This window comes from Brevirhabdus sp. (genome assembly GCF_052826345.1).
In genome coordinates, this window is record NZ_JBRBUA010000022.1 from 18460 (window position 1) to 35949 (window position 17490).

The 17490-nt window shown below is 67.2% G+C and carries 13 protein-coding genes; 5 read left to right on the forward strand and 8 right to left on the reverse strand.

What is annotated here, in order from left to right; genetic code table 11:
• The first annotated feature begins 4 nt into the window (after window positions 1-4).
• Window positions 5-2494, forward strand: coding sequence for a GcvT family protein (locus tag ACU0BR_RS03910; protein ID WP_446155536.1), 2490 nt, complete (start codon window positions 5-7; stop codon window positions 2492-2494).
• 104 nt (window positions 2495-2598) lie between these two features.
• The gene (locus ACU0BR_RS03915; protein WP_446155537.1) at window positions 2599-3237 is read left to right on the forward strand and encodes a Hint domain-containing protein; all 639 of its coding nucleotides are present in this window, start codon (window positions 2599-2601) and stop codon (window positions 3235-3237) included.
• Between the two features lie 74 nt (window positions 3238-3311).
• Here the strand turns inward: ACU0BR_RS03915 and ACU0BR_RS03920 are convergent, their stop codons facing one another.
• Window positions 3312-4040 carry a DUF938 domain-containing protein gene (locus tag ACU0BR_RS03920; protein WP_446155538.1) on the reverse strand — a complete coding sequence of 243 codons (729 nt, stop codon included), beginning with the start codon at window positions 4038-4040 and terminating at the stop codon, window positions 3312-3314.
• Between the two features lie 134 nt (window positions 4041-4174).
• On the opposite strand from ACU0BR_RS03920, the gene ACU0BR_RS03925 reads away from it, so the two are divergent.
• Window positions 4175-4528 carry a cupin domain-containing protein gene (locus tag ACU0BR_RS03925; RefSeq protein ID WP_446155539.1) on the forward strand — a complete coding sequence of 118 codons (354 nt, stop codon included), beginning with the start codon at window positions 4175-4177 and terminating at the stop codon, window positions 4526-4528.
• 286 nt (window positions 4529-4814) lie between these two features.
• A complete protein-coding gene (locus ACU0BR_RS03930) occupies window positions 4815-5273 on the forward strand; it encodes a DUF2267 domain-containing protein (protein ID WP_446155540.1) in 459 nt (152 codons plus the stop codon).
• Window positions 5274-5408: 135 nt separating this feature from the next.
• Here the strand turns inward: ACU0BR_RS03930 and ACU0BR_RS03935 are convergent, their stop codons facing one another.
• The 7 genes from ACU0BR_RS03935 to xdhA all read right to left on the reverse strand — a co-directional run bounded on the left by ACU0BR_RS03935 (window position 5409) and on the right by xdhA (window position 15032).
• Window positions 5409-6488, reverse strand: a complete 1080-nt coding sequence (locus ACU0BR_RS03935; protein WP_446155541.1) for a BMP family ABC transporter substrate-binding protein — start codon at window positions 6486-6488, stop codon at window positions 5409-5411.
• Window positions 6489-6549: 61 nt separating this feature from the next.
• A complete protein-coding gene (locus tag ACU0BR_RS03940) occupies window positions 6550-7482 on the reverse strand; it encodes an ABC transporter permease (protein ID WP_446155542.1) in 933 nt (310 codons plus the stop codon).
• Window positions 7482-8567 (reverse strand): ABC transporter permease, encoded by a 1086-nt coding sequence (locus ACU0BR_RS03945; protein ID WP_446155543.1) that lies wholly within the window; start codon window positions 8565-8567, stop codon window positions 7482-7484. The genes ACU0BR_RS03940 and ACU0BR_RS03945 overlap by 1 nt, the downstream gene beginning before the upstream one ends.
• Window positions 8568-8708: 141 nt before the next feature.
• A complete protein-coding gene (locus ACU0BR_RS03950; protein WP_446155544.1) occupies window positions 8709-10238 on the reverse strand; it encodes an ABC transporter ATP-binding protein in 1530 nt (509 codons plus the stop codon).
• Entirely contained in the window at window positions 10235-11188 is a 954-nt protein-coding gene (xdhC, locus tag ACU0BR_RS03955) for a xanthine dehydrogenase accessory protein XdhC (protein WP_446155545.1), read from the reverse strand. The genes ACU0BR_RS03950 and xdhC overlap by 4 nt, the downstream gene beginning before the upstream one ends.
• Window positions 11188-13623, reverse strand: coding sequence for a xanthine dehydrogenase molybdopterin binding subunit (gene xdhB / locus ACU0BR_RS03960; RefSeq protein WP_446155546.1), 2436 nt, complete (start codon window positions 13621-13623; stop codon window positions 11188-11190). The genes xdhC and xdhB overlap by 1 nt, the downstream gene beginning before the upstream one ends.
• Complete coding sequence (xdhA, locus tag ACU0BR_RS03965) at window positions 13620-15032, reverse strand: xanthine dehydrogenase small subunit (protein ID WP_446155547.1); 1413 nt, start codon at window positions 15030-15032, stop codon at window positions 13620-13622. The genes xdhB and xdhA overlap by 4 nt, the downstream gene beginning before the upstream one ends.
• Before the next feature lie 316 nt (window positions 15033-15348).
• Here xdhA and dnaE point away from each other — a divergent pair.
• On the forward strand, window positions 15349-17490 hold a 2142-nt coding region (dnaE, locus tag ACU0BR_RS03970; protein WP_446155548.1), incomplete at its 3' end, for a DNA polymerase III subunit alpha.

A 17490-nucleotide genomic window follows, 5' to 3' on the forward strand; every position in this document is an offset into this window, starting at 1 on the left:
ATCCATGAAAAGCCATGTCAAAGCTCTGGTCGTCGGCGGCGGCGCGGTTGGAACCTCCATCGCCTATCACCTGGCGCGCGCGGGCTGGCAGGATGTCATGCTGCTGGAGCGCGACGAGCTGACGGCGGGCTCCACCTGGCACGCGGCGGGGTTGCTGCCCTATTTCAACATGAGCTACGCGACCACGTGGATTCACGACTATTCCATCAAGTACTACAAGACGCTGGAGGAGGAGACGGGCCTGAACGCGGGATTCTACGTGGTGGGCAACCTGCGCATGGCGCAGACCGAGGCGCGGATGGATGAATACCGCCTTTATGCCGCCACCGCCGAAACGGTCGACGTGCCGCACGAATGGCTGACCCCGGCCCAGATCAAGGAGCGCTGGCCGCTCTTGCGCACCGAGGATCTGAAGGGGGCGATCTATCACCCCACCGACGGCTACATAAACCCCGCCGACGTGACGATGGCGATGGCCAAGGGCGCGCGCCAGCGCGGCGTGACGATCGAGCGGCGCTGGCAAGTCGACGGCTATGAATGGACCGGCAGCGAATGGCGCGTGAGCGTCACGAAAATGGTCGAAAAGGGCGGCAATCTGGTGCCCTCGGACGAGCGGGCCGTCATCACTGCCGAACATGTCGTCACCGCCACCGGCAACCATGCGCAGCGGACCGCTGCCCTGCTGGGGCTCAAGATCCCCGCGATCCCGGTCGAGCATCAGTATATCGTGACGGAACCCGACCCCGCGCTGGTCGAATGGCGCAAGAGCCACGACCAGCACCCGGTGCTGCGCGACGCGGATGCCAAGTGGTATGTGCGCGAGGAGCGCGGCGGCTGGATTCTCGGCCCCTATGAGCGCAACGCGCCCGCGCGCTTCGCCTATGGCGTGCCCGACAGCTTCCGCGCCGATCTGTTCCCGTTGGATCTGGAGCGGATCGAGGAGGAATATATGTCGATGATCCACCGCATTCCCTCGTCGGAACAGGTGGGTCTGAAGGATGATTTCAACGGCCCCATCTGCTACACCCCCGACGGCAACCCGCTGATCGGCCCCGCGCCGGGGCTGCGCAACATGTGGCTGGCCGAGGGCTTTTCCTTCGGCATCACCGCGGCGGGCGGGGCGGGGCACTACCTGGCGCAGATGATGGTCGAGGGCGAGGCGGAGATCGACATGGCCTCGCTCGATCCGCGCCGTTATGGCCGCTGGATGACCACCGACTACGCGGTCGCCAAGAACGAAGAGGCCTATGAGCACGTCTATATCCTGCACCACCCGGATGAGGAGCGCCCCGCCGCGCGGCCCCTGCGCACCGCGCCCTGCTACGACCGCATGGCCGCGCGTGGCGCGCAGTTCGGCGCGGTCAACGGGTTCGAGCGGCCGAATTACTTCGCGCCGCAGGGCTTCGACGATCACGCCGCGCGCAGTTTCCGCCGCGGCGGCTGGTGGCAATACGCGGTGGAGGAAGCCCGCGCGGTGCGCGAGACCGCGGGGCTGATCGACGCCACGGCCTTCACCAAGCATATCGTGCGCGGGCCGGGCGCCACGGCGTTCCTGGACTGGTTCACCTGCAACAAGCTGCCCAAGGTGGGGCGCATCAACCTGACCTATGCGCTGACCGATGCGGGCACCACGCGCACCGAATACACCATCGTGCGGCTGGCGCAGGACGAATACTACCTCGTCAGCGCCGGCGCCTGGACCGAATACGACGGCGATTACCTGCGCAAGGCCGCCGCCGACCGGATGGGCGATCTGGGCTACATCGAGGTGCAGGACGTCACCACGCAATGGGGCGTCTTCGCGCTGGCGGGGCCGAATGCGCGCGAGGTGCTGTCGCGCCTGATCCGCGATGCCGATTCCGCGACCGCCCTGTCGAACAAGCGCTTCCCCTGGCTTTCCGCCCGCCGGGTGGAGCTGGGCATGGTCCCCGTCAACGCGATCCGCGTCGCCTACACCGGCGAGCTGGGCTGGGAGCTGCACCACCCGATCGAGATGCAGAACCACCTCTTCGACCGGCTGATGGAGGCGGGCGAGCCCTCGGGGCTGAAGCTGGTGGGCGCGCGGGCGCAGAACTGGCTGCGGCAGGAAAAGAGCTACCGCGCCTTCGGCAACGAGCTGGGCCGCGACGCCACCCCGCTGGAGGCCGACCTGCCGCGCTTCGTCGACATGGGCAAAGAGTTCCACGGCAAGGCCGCGATGGAGGCCAAGGGCATCCGCAGCAAATGCGTCACCCTGCTGATCGACGGCCCCGAGGACGCCGACCCCTGGGGGCGCGAGGCGCTTTACGCGGGCGAGCGGCGGGTCGGGCGGCTGACCTCGGGCGGCTATTCGGTGGCCTTCGGCAAATCCATCGGCATGGGCTATGTCGCGCCCGACATGGCGGTGCCGGGGCAGAAGCTGAAAGTGCGCATCATGGGCGGGCTTTGGGACGCGGAAGTGACCGAGGACAGCCCCTATGACCCCACCAATGCGCGGATACGCCTGGACGGTTGAGCGGGCGAATGCCGGTTTCTCTCAAGTTGGTCAAATTTGTTTCAGATTTTCGCCACTATCTGGCACTGTTATGAAAAACAAGGGACAGAACAGAGGACAGAGCAGTGAGCGCAATCAGCGAGCACGATCCGGCGTTGCTGGCCGGACTAAGTTTCAGCGGCGGCCTGATGGCGGGGGCGCAGGTCAGGACACCCTGCGGGGCGCGCAGGATCGAACTGCTGCGGGTCGACGATCTGGTGGTGACACGCAGCAACGGGTTGCAGCCCGTGCGGATGATCTGGAAACGGCAACTGGATACGGATCTGCTGGCCGCGCGGCCCGATCTGGCGCCGGTGCGGCTGAAGCCGCGGGCGGTGGGGCCGATGATGCCCCAGCGCGATCTGGTGCTCGCCCCCAACCACAAGGTGCTGATTCCCGGCTACCGGCTGCATGACGTGGCCGACACCGGCAACGCCCTGATGAGCGCGGCCGCGCTGGCCGAGAGTTCCGATGCGGCCTATGTCGACCGCACCGTCGACGGCGCCGAATTCTACCATCTGGTGTTCGACACGCCGCAGGTCTTCTGCGTCAACGGCCTGCCGGTCGAAAGCGCGTCGCTGTCGGCGGCCTCGCTCGATGCGATGGACAGCCAGCTGAAGGAACGGATCTGGCAGACCTTCCCGCAGTTGCAGCGCGAACCCGAAGCCTATCCGCCGCTGGAATACCCCACCGTGGGCAGCGAAACCTACCGCCCCGCGGCCTGAAACGGCCTGAAACGGCCCGAGCGGGAGCCTGAGGGGCGCCTGAGAAAGGCCCCCGCCCGCCGCTGCCGCCTGCGCTATTGCGGGCGGCGCAGGATGTAGCACAGGTTGTTCGCGGGCATTTCCCTGCGCTCGACCAGTGCCAGCCCCGCGTCTGCCACCCATCGCGCCATGTCGTCGGTATCCTTGTAGCCCAGCGCCGCGTCCTGCGCGCGCAGGCTGGCATCGAATTGCGCGTCGCCCGCGCTGGCGAACTGCCCCGCGCGCCGGAACGGCCCGTAGAGGATAAACACACCCCCCGGCGCCAGCGCGGCGCCCGCGCCGGTGACGATGCGCCGCGCGGCGGCGGCGGTCACCAGATGCAACAGGTTCACCAACACGATCAGATTGGGCCCCGGGGTGGGCCAAGGGACGGCCCCGGCAGTTTCGCCATCGCCCGCCAGCGCGGTCCTTGTTGCGGTCCTTGTTGCAGCCTCTGATACGGGCGCTGCCGCGGCGTCGAAGCGGATCGGCGCGCGCACATTTGGCATGTCTTGCGTCCATGCCGCGATGCTGGCCAGCCTCTCGGGGTTCAGATCGCTGGGCTGCCAGCTCAGGTGGGGTAGGGCGGCGGCGAATTGCGCGACATGCTGGCCCGTGCCGCTGGCGATCTCGAACGCCAGCCCGGCGCGGGGCGCGTGATCGCGCAGCACCGCCAGGATAGGGTCCATGTTGCGCCGCGCCGAGGGCGCATCGAGCCGGCCGCCGGGGGCCACCCCCCGCAGGGCGGCGGTGTCGGGCAGATCAAGCGGGCGATCACTGGGCATGGCGGTCTTTCTGCAAGGACAAGCTGCTAAGGTTTCACATGAAATCCCGCGGGGCAATCGGGCAATGCCTGCGCGCGCTGGTCCGGACGCCGGGGTCGTGATAGCGCAACGGCGACATCACAAAGGAGGCTCCGATGACGGATGCGATCAATCTTGCCGAAAAACTCTCGACCTTCGACGAGCGCTGGTCGCCGCGGACGGTCTCTTTGTTCAACGGTCACGACGTCATGGTGGTCAAGGTCGAGGGCGAATTCACCTGGCATTCCCATCCCGATACGGATGATTTCTTTCTGGTGCTGAAGGGTGAGATCGACATCGAGCTGCGCGACCGGACGATCACCCTGAAGGCCGGAGAGATCTACGTGATCCCCAAAGGCGTGGAGCATCGCCCCGTCGCCCGCCAGGAGGCTCACCTGCTGCTGATCGAGCCGACAGGCACGCCCAACACCGGAGATCCCGAAACCGCCGTCGCGCGCAAGGTGATCTGAGCGCGAAAAGGGCGCGCGCCCGCAGCGACGCCCGTATCTGTGTCTTAACGATTACCGATGAAATAGGCCCGGCGAACCTCCAGCTCTTTGCCCTTCGGGGTGCAGCCCTCACCGAAACTCCTGTGAGGGCGCAGGCGTGTCGAGCAAAGGCTCTCGAAGAAATCTTCGGGGGCCTTGCATGCTTGATGTCCGCTATGCGGACAAAGCTGCCGTTGGTTTCTTCGACAAATACCGGAGAGTTAGATAAGAGTGTCGGCGACGATGCCGCCCAAGGAACCAGCGACCCATGCCAATGCCGTGGACATATCGGCACGCCTCCAGAGAATGGCGCGCTTTCCTCGATGACGTGAAAGAGCGCATGTCTCTTGAGTCAGACAACATGGCTTACACGGCGGTCGATGCGGTCTTTCAGGTGTTCCGGCGTCGTCTGACCGCTCAGGAGGGTTTGAACTTCGCAAGTGTCTTGCCCAGCGTGCTTCGCGCGATTTTTCTTCAGAACTGGGATGTTACGGAGCCTCGCGCGGCGTTTGACGACCGAGAGACGCTCATCTCGGAAGTCAAAGAGGTGCGGGTGAACCACAACCTAACGCCGGACAATGCGATTGAGGCGACAGCATGGGCGGTTCGGCGCTGCACCAACGGAAGAGACTTCGAGCGCGTTTTGGCCAAGCTCCCGGCTGAAGCGCGCGCCTTCTGGCATGTCGACGTTGCCGATCCTGCCGAGCTGGAGCAACGGATCATTTAGCGGCTTTGCACCATTCGGAAGGTTTGGGCTCAAAACCGACATTGCACTTCGAGCCGTGGCATCGCTTACCAGCACCACGAAGCGCAAAGGGCCCGGCAAACCTGCCGGGCCCCCTCATCGTCACAGCGCCAAGGCTCAGTTCGGGATGCTGCCGGTCAGGCCTTCGACGTAGAAGTTCATGCTCGCCAGCGTGGCGTCGTCGGCGGTTTCGCCCTCGGCGAGCCAATCGCTGCCGTCCTGCTTTTTCAGCGGCCCGGTGAAGGGGTGCACCTCGCCCGAGGCGATGCTGTCCTTCAGCGCTTCGGCCTCGGCGCGCAGCTCGGCGGGGACAGCGTCGGTGATCTCGCCGATCTTGACCATGCCTTCCTTGATGCCGTCCCAGGTGTCGGTGCTGGTCCAGGTGCCGTCCATCACGGCGCGGGTGCGTTCGATATAGTAGGGCGCCCAATTGTCGATGATCGAGCTGATGCGCGGCTTGGGCTTGTATTCCGCCATGTCGGAGGCCTGGCCGAAGGTATAGACGTTGCCCGCCTTTTCGGCGGCGGCCTGCGGCGCGGTACTGTCGGTATGTTGCAAGATCACGTCGGCGCCCTGTTCGATCAGCGCCTTGGCGGCGTCGGCCTCCTTGGCGGGATCGAACCAGGTGTAGGCCCAGACCACCTTGAATTCGACATCGGGGTTGACCTTCTTGGCCTGGATATAGGCGGCGTTGATGCCGCGGATGACCTCGGGGATCGGGAAGGAGGCGATATAGCCGATCTTGTTGGTCTTGGTCATCTTGCCGGCCAGCAGGCCCTGCACCGCGCGCCCCTCGTAGAAGCGGGCGGAATAGGTCGATACGTTCTCGGCCCGCTTGTAGCCGGTGGCGTGCTCGAATTTGACATTGGGAAATTTCTTGGCGACGTTGATCGTGGCGTCCATGTAGCCGAAGGAGGTGGTGAAGATCAGATTGGCCCCCGACAGCGCCATCTGCGTCATCGCGCGTTCGGCGTCGGCGCCTTCGGGCACGCTTTCCTGATAGACGGTTTCCACCTTGTCGCCGAATTCCTTTTCGACGGCCAGACGGGCCTGGTTGTGCTCATAGGTCCAGCCACCGTCGCCGATCGGGCCCACGAATATGAACCCGACTTTGGTTTTCGCGTGGCTCTCGGCCAGCGCGGGCAGGGCGGTGCCCAGCGCCATCATGGCGACGAGGGCGGATTTCAGCAGCTTCATCGGTAGCTCCCCTAGGATGATGCGGGCGCTTGCGGGCGCCCTTGTCTAGATTTGTCGCCCCCTAGCTGGAGGCATGAAAGACACGGCCCAGTGACGCCGGAGCGCCCAGAGCGGTGCGGGTGCGGTCGGCGGACATGATAACCAACACCAGGATGGTTATCAGATACGGCGACATGGACAAGTATTCGACCGGCACGGCAAGGCCCGCCGCCTGCAAATTCAGCTGCAAGACCGTCACGCCGCCGAACAGATAGGCACCCAGCAGGATGCGCCAGGGCCGCCAGCTGGCAAAGACCACGATCGCCAGCGCGATCCAGCCCGCGCCCGCGGTCATGCCTTCGGTCCATTGCGGCACGCGCACCAGGCTGAGATAGGCCCCGCCCAGCCCCGCGCAGGCCCCGCCGAAGGTGATCGCCATGAGGCGGATGCGCACCACCTTGTAGCCCAGCGCATGGGCGGCGTCGTGGTTTTCCCCCACCGCGCGCAGCACCAGCCCCGCACGGGTGAACCGCAGCAGCGCCCAGACCGCCGCCACCAGCGCGATGGAGATGTAGACCAGCGCGTCGTGGCGGAACAGGACCTGGCCCAGCACCGGAATGTCGGACAGCACGGGGATGTGGATCTGCGGCATATGCGGCGGTTTCAGCCCGACGTAGCCTTGCCCCAACAGCGCCGACAGCCCCAGCCCGAACAGGGTCAGCGCAAGCCCGGTCGCCACCTGGTTGGACAGCAGCACCTGCGTCAGGACCCCGAAGACAAGCGCCAGCAGCGCCGCCCCCAGCATCGCCCCCAGCATGCCCAGCGCCGGGCTGCCGGTTTCCACCGCGACCGCGAAGCCGCAGATCGCGCCGGTGATCATCATGCCCTCGACGCCCAGGTTCAGCACCCCGGCCTTTTCGACGACCAGCTCGCCCAGCGCGGCCAGCAGGATCGGCGTGGAGGCCACCATCAGCGAGGTGATCAGAACGAGTGGATTGATTGCCGACAGGTCCATCAGGCGACCTCCCCCCGACCGAATTGCAGGCGATAGTTGGAAAACACGTCCACGCCCAGAAGAAAGAACAGAAGCATTCCCTGGAATGCCTGGATCGCGGCGGCGGGCACGCCCAGCATGAACTGCGCCAGCTCGCCGCCGATATAGGTCAGTGCCATCAGCAGCCCCGCCAGCAGGATCCCCACGGGGTGCAGGCGCCCGAGGAACGCCACGATGATCGCGGTGAAGCCGTAGCCGGAGTTGAAATCGATGCTGATCTGCCCCGCCGGCCCGGTGACCTCGAACAATCCGGCGAGGCCGGCCAGCCCGCCCGATATCCCCAGGCAAAAGAACACGAGCCGACCGGGGCGCACGCCCGCGAACCGCGCCGCGCGGGGGCTTTCGCCCATCAGGCGGATATGGAACCCCATCTGGTGGCGTGCCAGCAACACATAGGCGAAGATCACCGCGACAAGGGCCGCGGCGACCCCCCAGTGCAGCCCCGTGCCGGGGATCAGTTCAAGGTTGGCGGCAGCGTCATATTGCTGGAAATTGCGCGATCCGGGAAAACCGCCGCCCTCGGGATTGCGCAGCAGGCCCAGCGACATCGACGCCAGCAGCTGTTCGGCCACATAGACCAGCAGCAGCGACACAAGGATTTCGTTGGTGTTGAAATAGACCTTGAGGACGGCGGGGATCATCGCCCAGGCCCAGCCCCCCAGCGCGCCCGCCATCACCATCAGGGGAAAGACGATCACGCTGTCCAGCGGATAGAGCGCAAGCCCGACCGCCGCGCCGCAGATCGCGCCGATGATGTACTGCCCCTCGGCGCCGATGTTCCAGATCCCTGCCCTGAACCCCAGCGCCAGGCCGGAGGCGATCAGGATCAGCGGCCCCGCCTTTACCAGCAGCTGCGGGCGCGAGTAGGAGGCGAACTGTTCGTTGAACAGCGGGTCCCAGAAAATCGTGCGGATCGCCTCCAGCGGGTCCTTGCCCAGCAGCGTGAACATCAGCCCGCCCGCGGCCATCGTCAGCACGACGGCAAGGACAGGCGACAGAAGGGCCCACAGGCGGGACGGTTCGGAGCGTTTGACGAGCTTGATCATCGGGTCTTTCCAGTGGTGCACGCGCTTGCCTGTCCGCGGTCGCGCCGCCCCGGCAGGACCACGGGCGGCGGGCATGTCGGCGGCGGGGTCGTATGCCTCCGGCGGGGATATTTCCGCTCGGATGAGGGGGAGGGGGGCGCGCTATGCCGGGGCATGTGCGGGTTCCATGTCGTGCGCGCCGCCCATCATCAGGCCGATCTCTTCGGTGTTCATTTCCGACGTGGGGCGGCTGCGGGTCAGGCGGCCTTCGTTGAGCGCGGCGAAGCGGGTGGAGATTTCCATCAGCTCGTCGAGATCCTGGCTGATGCAGATCACCGCCGCACCGCTCGCGGCCAGGTCGAGCAGCGCCTGACGGATCGCGGCCGCGGCGGCGGCATCGACGCCCCAGGTCGGCTGGTCGACCACCAGCACGTCGGGGCGTTGCAGGATTTCCCGGCCGATGACGAATTTTTGCAGGTTGCCCCCCGAAAGGGAGCGCGCGGCGTGGCCGGGGCCGGGGGTGCGCACGTCGAAACGCTCGATGATCGCCCCGGCGAAGCGGCGGGCCTTTTTCCAGTCGAGAAATCCGCCTTTCAGCATCTCCTGCCGAATGGCGCCGGTCAGCGCGGCGTTCTCGGTCAGGCTCATGTCCGGCGCGGCCGCGTGGCCCAGCCGTTCCTCAGGGGCGCACAGCAGGCCCAGCCGTCGGCGATCGTTGGGGCGCAGCGCGCCTATGGCGGTGTCGTCGAGGCGGATCATCGTGGCGGCGGTCAGGATTTCGCCCGAAAGCGCGGCGAGCAGCTCGTCCTGCCCGTTTCCCGCCACGCCGCCGATGCCCAGAACCTCGCCGCGGCGGACCTCCAGGGTGATCGCCTTCAGCGCCGTGCCGAAGGGGCTGGCGGGCGCGGCGGAAAGACCGTCGAGCCGCAGCAGCACCGCACCGGGGGACGCGATGTCGCGCTCGGGGCGGTGCAGGGCGGAGCCGACCATCAGTTCGGCCATTGCGCGCGCCGAGGTGTTCACGGGATCGCAGGCGCCGACATTTCGCCCCAGCCGCAGGATCGTCGCGGCATGGCAGAGGCTGCGGATCTCCTCCAGCTTGTGGGATATGTAGAGGATCGACGTGCCTTGCCGCGACAGCTGCCGCAGGGTGCGGAACAGGATCTCGACCTCCTGCGGGGTCAGCACCGACGTGGGCTCGTCCATGATCAGCAGGCGCGGCTCCTGCAACAGGCAGCGGATGATTTCCACGCGCTGCCTTTCGCCCGCGCTCAGCCCGCCGACGGTGCGGTCGGGGTCCAGCGGCAGCCCGTAGGTTTCGCTGACCGCGCGGATGCGACCGGCCAGTGCGCGGGGGGGCGGCGGATCGCTCATGCCCAGGGCGATGTTTTCCGCCACGCTCAGCGCATCGAAAAGCGAGAAGTGCTGGAACACCATCGCCACCCCCGCGGCACGCGCGGCATTCGGGTCGGCGGGGTGATAGGGGGTGCCGTCCAGCAGCATCTGGCCGCTGTCCGGTCTGACCAGGCCGTAGATCATCTTGACCAGCGTGGATTTTCCGGCGCCGTTCTCGCCCAGCAGGGCGTGGATCTCCCCGGTGCCGACGCGCAGGTCGACGCGGTCGTTGGCCACCACACCGGGATAGGCCTTGGTCAACCCTTCGATCGTCAGCAAGGGCGTCTGCGGCGTCATTCGGCGGCTTCCTTTCGCAGGGCGGTGATCGGCGGCTGGGCAAGCAGGGTGTGCGCGACGCCGATTGCGATAGCCTGGGGCTGGTTGCCAAGCTCCGGCAGGCCAATCGGGCATTTCAGGCGGTCGATCGTGTGAAGACTGTGGCCCAGCTGCTGCAATCGCCTGCGGAAACGCGCGCGTTTGGTCTGCGATCCGATCAGCCCGACGGATGCGGCGGGGCGGGCCAGCAGCCTGTGGCAAAGGTCCAGATCCAGCTGGTGGTCGTGCGTCATCACGAAATGTTCCGTGGTATCGGGCGCCGCGTCCAGGGCGCTGTGCACATCGGCCCGCAGGATCAGCCGGTCGGGAAGGTCCGCCAGAAGATCCGCGCGCGCATCGGTCAGCGTGACGTCGAAATCCTCGAGCGGGACGAGCAGCGTTGCCAGGGCGCGCCCGACATGGCCCGCGCCGTAGATCATCACATGCCGTGCGGGTCGGAACAGCGGCTCCAGCAGCCAGCCGCGCGCCAGGGTGACGGGCGGAAGGGTGACGGGCGGCAGGTGGCGGGTGCGCAACAGCCGCTGCAAGGATTTGGGCGGCGCGCCCGCATGTTCCGCGGCGGGCGTGATGGGCCGCAGAAACGCGCCGTGCTCACCAAGCTGCGCAAGCCGCGCGCGGTCGAAACATTCCGACACCACCGTCACGGCGCCGCCGCAGCATTGGCCCAGCGCGGGGCCGAGCGGCTGGGCGCGCGTCTCCACCGGGCGCTGCTGCGCCAGTTGAAGACGCGCGCGGCGCAGCGCCTCATGTTCCAGCCGTCCGCCGCCGATGGTGCCGGACTGCCCGTCCCGCCACACCAGCATCGCGGCACCCGCATGGCGCGGCGCGGAGCCGCGATGATCGGCGATCACCACGCGCACGACCCGGTCGTGCTCCTCGACCGCGCGGCGCAGGGCGGCCAGATCCAGCATCACACCTCCCCCCGCACGCGGCGCACCGCCCTCAGCACGGCCTCCGGCGTGGCGGGCGCGTCGAGCTGCGGATAGATCCGGCCGTCGCCGCAGGCCGCCACCGCATCGCTCAGCGCCATCAGTGCCGAGATGCCCAGCATCAGCGGCGGTTCCCCGACGGCCTTGGACCGATAGATCGTGTCGGCCCGGTTGGCCCCGTCCCAGAGCGCCACGTTGAACACCCGTGGCCGGTCCGAACAGGCCGGGATCTTGTAGGTCGAGGGCGCATGGGTGCGCAGGCGACCCGCCTCGTCCCAGACCAGCTCCTCGGTGGTCAGCCAGCCCGCGCCCTGCACGAAGCCGCCCTCGATCTGGCCCCGGTCGATCGCCGGGTTCAGCGACGCGCCCGCGTCGTGCAGGATATCGGTGCGCAGAATGCGGTTTTCGCCGGTCAGCGTGTCGATCGCCACCTCGGTTATCGCGGCACCATAGGCAAAATAGAAGAAGGGTCGTCCGCGCCCGGCGACGCGATCCCATTCGATACCGGGGGTTTTGTAGAACCCGGTGGCCGACAGGCTGACGCGGTTCTCATAGGCCAGCTGCACCGCTTTGCGGAAAGCCATGCGCTCGCCCGCCACAAGAACCTCTCCGTCGGCGAAGCGCACATCGGCGGCGTCGCATTGATGTTGCGCAGCCAGCAAATCCGCGATGCGCCCGCGGATCGTGTCGCAGGCCGCGCGCACCGCCATGCCGTTCAGATCCGACCCCGACGATGCCGCCGTGGCCGAGGTGTTGGGCACCTTGCCCGTGTCGGTGGCGGTGATGCGCACCCGGTCGACGCCGATCCCGAAGCGATCCGCCGCCACCTGCGCCACCTTCTGGAACAGGCCCTGGCCCATTTCGGTGCCGCCGTGGTTCATGTGAACCGACCCGTCCTGATAAACATGCACCAGCGCGCCCGCCTGATTCAGATGCGTCAGGGTAAAGCTGATCCCGAATTTCACCGGCGTCAGCGCGATTCCCTTTTTCAGTATCGCGTTTTCCGCGTTCCACCGCGCCAGCGCCGCGCGGCGCGCCCGGTAATCCGCATCCCGCGCCAGCCGGTCGGTCAGCGCGTTCACGATGCAATCCTCGACCGCCATGTGATAGGGCGTGGTCTGCGCGCCGCGGGCAGGCGCGGGCGCATGTACCCCCGCATCTACCCCATGCCCCACCGCGCCGCGCGAGGTCAGATCGACATCGTCGTCCGGGCTGGGGGGCACCCTCATTGTCGCCGAAATATCCCCGCCGGAGGCATCTACAGCATCGGCCTGCGCATCGGCGTAGTAATTCACCCGCCGCACCGTCAGCGGATCCAGCCCCAGGTCGAAAGCGATGTGATCCATCACACGCTCGATCCCGACCATGCCCTGCGGTCCGCCGAACCCGCGAAACGCCGTGGCCGAGGCGGTGTTGGTGCGCAGCCGGTGGCTTTCGATGCGCACATGTTCCAGCAGATAAGCGTTGTCGGCGTGCAGCATGGCGCGGTCGGCGACGGGAAGCGAAAGATCCTGGCTCCAGCCGCAGCGCGCGTATTGGGTAAAGACGATCCCCCCGATACGCCCGGATGCGTCATGGCCGACGCTGTAATCTATGCGGAAATCATGCCGTTTGCCGGTGAGGATCATGTCATCGTCGCGGTCATAGCGCATCTTGCAGGGCCGTCCCGTGGCCGCCGCCGCGACGGCGCAGGCGACGGCCAGCGCGTTGCCCTGGCTTTCCTTGCCGCCGAAGCCGCCGCCCATGCGCCGCACCTCCACCCTCACGGCGTGCATCGGGCGGCCGATCGCCTCGGCCACCTTGTGCTGGATCTCGGTCGGGTGCTGCGAGGAGGATTGCACCACCATGTCGCCGTTTTCCTGCGGCAGCGCCAGGGCGACCTGCCCCTCGAGGTAGAAATGTTCCTGCCCGCCGATCGCGATCGAGCCTTCCAGCCGGTGCGGCGCCGCGGCGATGGCCGCGTCCGCGTCCCCCTTGCGATAGAAACGCGGACCCTCCTCGAAACGCGCACCGCACGCCAGCGCCTGTTCGATGCTCAGCACGGGCGGTTCGGGCGCGAAATCGACCTGCGCCAGCCGCGCCGCGCGGCGCGCGGCCAGATGGCTGTCGGCCACCACCAGAAAGAGCGCCTGCCCCATGTAATGCACGTCGCCCGTACTCAGAAGCGGCTCGTCATGGGCCGAGGGCGAGACATCGTTTTCCGCCGGCAGATCATCGGCGCACAGCACGGCGCGCACGCCGGGCGCGGCGCGGACCTGCGACAGATCCATGCGCATGATGCGCCCTTTCGCGATCTCCGACAGCCCGAAGGCCAGGTGCAGCGTGTCGGCGGGGACGGGGATGTCGTCGACGTAGCGCGCGGCGCCGGTGACATGCAGGGCGGCGGAATCGTGGGGCAGGGGGCGGGTGACGCTCATGGTTGCACCTCCAGCACGCTCTGGCGCGCGCCGCCGGGTGCGGTTTCCGCCCAGAGGCGCAGCAGCATGTTCCGTGCGGCCACCATCCGGTAGTCGGCCGAGGCCCGCATGTCCGACAGCGGGCTGAAATCGCGCTCCAGCGCGGCCATGCCCGCGCGGGCGGTCGCCTCGGACCAGGGCCGCCCGATCAGCGCGGCCTCGGCCTGCGGGGCGCGCCGGGGCGTGCCTGCCATGCCGCCGAAGGCCAGCCGGGCGTCGCTGACGACCCCGTTGTCCACGCGCAGGTTGAAACAGCCGCAAACCGCAGAGATGTCCTGATCGAAGCGTTTCGACAGCTTGTAGCATTTCAGCCGGTCGGGCTGGCGCGGGATGCTCACGGCCTCGACGAATTCGCCGGGCTGGCGGTCCTGCCTGCCATAGTCGAGGAAGAACTCCTCCAGCGCCAGATCGCGCCGCTGCGCGCCGCGCCGCAGGTGCAGCGTCGCTCCCAGCGCGATGAGCGCGGGCGGGCTGTCCCCGATGGGCGAGCCGTTGGCGATGTTGCCCCCGACGGTGGCCGCGCCGCGGACCTGAACCGAGCCGTAGCGGCGGATGAGCTCCGCCAGATCGGGATGGTGTTCGGCGATGAAATTGCCGAAGCGCGCCACGCTGACGCCCGCGCCGATGCGCAGACGGTCCGCGTCCGTGTCGATGCCTTGCAGGGCCTCCAACCCGTTCAGGAAAGCGACCTTGCCCAGCGGTTTCAGCCCCTTCGTCACCCAAAGGCCCACATCCGTGGCGCCGGCGACCAGCGTGGCCTCGGGGTTGGCGGCGTACCAGTCGGCGAAGGCGTCCACATCGGTCGGAGCGATCCAGTCGCAGCCTTCGGGCGCTTCGGGTTGCGCGGGCCGGGGTGCCGCGCGCCGCGGCAGGTTCTGCGCGTCGTGGTGCATCCAGCCGGGCACCGGGGCGTCGGCGGCGGCTTCGGCGGCGCGCACGATGGGGGCATAGCCGGTGCAGCGGCACAGGTTGCCCGCCAGCCGGTCGTCGTGGTCGCGCTGGCCGTTCAGATGCGCCACGGCCATCGAGACCACGAAACCGGGCGTGCAGAAGCCGCATTGCGACCCGTGGTGGTCGACCATCGCCTGTTGCACCGGGTGCAATGTGCCGTCGGGGGCCGCGATGCCCTCGACCGTGCGCAGCGCCTTGCCGTCGAGCTGGGGCAGAAACAGGATGCAGGCGTTGAGCGCGCGCGCGCCCTGCGCATCCGTGACCATCACGGTGCAGGCGCCGCAATCGCCTTCGTTGCAGCCCTCCTTCGTGCCTTTCAGGCCGCGTTCCTCGCGCAGCCAGTCGAGCAATGTGGCGCTTGCCGGGGCATCCCCGATCCGCACCGTCTCTCCGTTCAGAAGAAACGTGATCTCCGACATTTGAAAATCCGCCGCGTTACCATTCGGGTCAGGGGAGTTGGCGCGCTCGATGCGGCGTAGAACGCGGGCCACCCGGTGTCGGCATCCAGCAAAGCGCGGGAAGGGCGCCTTGGCAACAATTTTCTGAGGACGGCGGGCGGGCTGGCGGCGCGCGCCCGTCGGCGGAATTTCCACAAACTACTGTTTCAAAACAATTGATCGGGGTCGCCCCGTTCAATTCCTGCGCTGTGGCTCTGCGGGGGGGCGGCCGCCGAGCGCGGCGTGCGGCGGTGCTCTCTCCCTTCCGCCCGCCGCCGGGCTGGTCTAGGTTGGCGGCATGGACATGCCCCGATTCATCCACCTTCGCCTGCACACGGAATACTCCCTTCTGGAGGGGGCGGTTCCGGTGAAGAAACTCGCCGATCTCTGCACGAAGGCAGCCATGCCCGCCGTGGCCGTGACCGACACCAACAACATGTTCGCCGCCCTCGAGGTGTCCGAGACATTGGCGCGCGCCGGGATACAGCCGATCATCGGCTGTCAGCTCGATCTGTGCTACGACATCCCCGCCCCGGGAGAGCGCCCCCGCGAACCCGCCCCGGTGGTTCTGCTGGCCAAGGACGCGGCCGGGTATGAAAACCTGATGAAGCTGAATTCCTGCGCCTATCTGGACGCGGAAGGGGAGCTGCCGCAGGTCAGCGTGGCGGAATTGCAGGCGCTGAGCGGCGGGTTGATCTGCCTGACCGGCGGGCCGAACGGCGCGTTGGGGCAGCTATTGCAGGCCGGACAGCGGCCCCGGGCCGAGGCCTTGCTCGATGCGCTGGCGGAGGGTTTCGGCGACCGGCTTTACGTGGAATTGCAGCGCCACCCCGGCGACGGCGGCCTGCCGGAGGCCGAACGCCTGACCGAGCGAGGCTTTGTCGAGATGGCCTATCGGAAGGGCATTCCGCTGGTCGCAACCAATGACGTGCATTTCCCCAAATCCGACCTTTACGAGGCGCATGACGCGCTGCTGTGCATTGCCGACGGGGCCTATGTCGATCAGCAGCAGCCGCGCCGTCGGCTGACGCCGCAGCATTATTTCAAGACGCAGCAGGAAATGGTGACGCTGTTCGCCGATCTGCCCGAAGCCGTGGAAAACACGGTCGAGATCGCGCGGCGCTGCGCCTTCAAGGTCGAAAAGCGCGACCCGATCCTGCCGCGCTTCGCCGACGACGAGGTCGAGGAGCTGCGCCGGCAGGCCAGGGAGGGGCTGGCCGCGCGGCTGGCCGTCATCCCCCATGCCGCCTCCGTCGAGGACTACGAGAAACGGCTGGAGTTCGAGCTGGGCATCATCGAGGGGATGGGCTTTCCGGGCTATTTCCTGATCGTCGCCGATTTCATCAAATGGGCCAAGGATCACGACATTCCCGTCGGCCCCGGCCGCGGGTCGGGCGCGGGGTCGCTGGTGGCCTATGCGCTGACCATCACCGATCTGGATCCCCTGCGCTATTCGCTGCTGTTCGAGCGGTTCCTGAACCCCGAACGCGTGTCGATGCCCGATTTCGACATCGATTTCTGCATGGACCGCCGCGAAGAGGTGATCCGCTACGTGCAGGGCAAATACGGCCGCGAGAAGGTCGGCCAGATCATCACCTTCGGCGCGCTGCTGTCCAAGGCCGCCGTGCGCGACGTGGGACGGGTGTTGCAGATGCCCTATGGCCAGGTCGACCGGCTGTCCAAGCTGATCCCGGTCGAGGGGGTCAAGCCGGTGTCGATCGCCCAGGCCCTGATAGATGAGCCGCGCCTGCGCGAGGAGGCCCGCGCCGAGGAGGTGGTGGAACGGCTGCTGCGCTATGGTCAGCAGGTCGAGGGGCTGCTCAGGAACGCTTCGACCCATGCCGCCGGCGTGGTGATCGGGGACCGGCCGCTGGACGCGCTGGTGCCGCTTTACCAGGACCCGCGTTCGGACATGCCGGCCACGCAGTTCAACATGAAATGGGTGGAACAGGCGGGGCTGGTCAAGTTCGACTTCCTGGGCCTCAAGACATTGACGGTGATCCAGAATGCCATCGATCTGATCCGCGCGGGCGGGCGGGATCTGCATGTCGCGGCCGATGGCACGACGATCTACACGCCCGCGCCGGGGGCGGAAAACGACATCGGGCACATCCCGCTGGACGACGAGAAATCCTACCGGCTTTACGCCAGCGCCAAGACCGTCGCGGTGTTCCAGGTGGAAAGCTCGGGCATGATGGATGCGCTCAGGCGGATGAAGCCCACCTGCATCGAGGATATCGTGGCGCTGGTCGCGCTCTACCGGCCCGGCCCGATGGAAAACATCCCCACCTATTGCGAGGTCAAGAACGGCCTGAAGGAGATCACTTCGGTCCATCCGCTGATCGACCACATCCTTGAGGAAACGCAGGGCATCATCGTCTATCAGGAACAGGTGATGCAGATCGCGCAGGTCATGGCGGGCTACAGCCTCGGCGGCGCC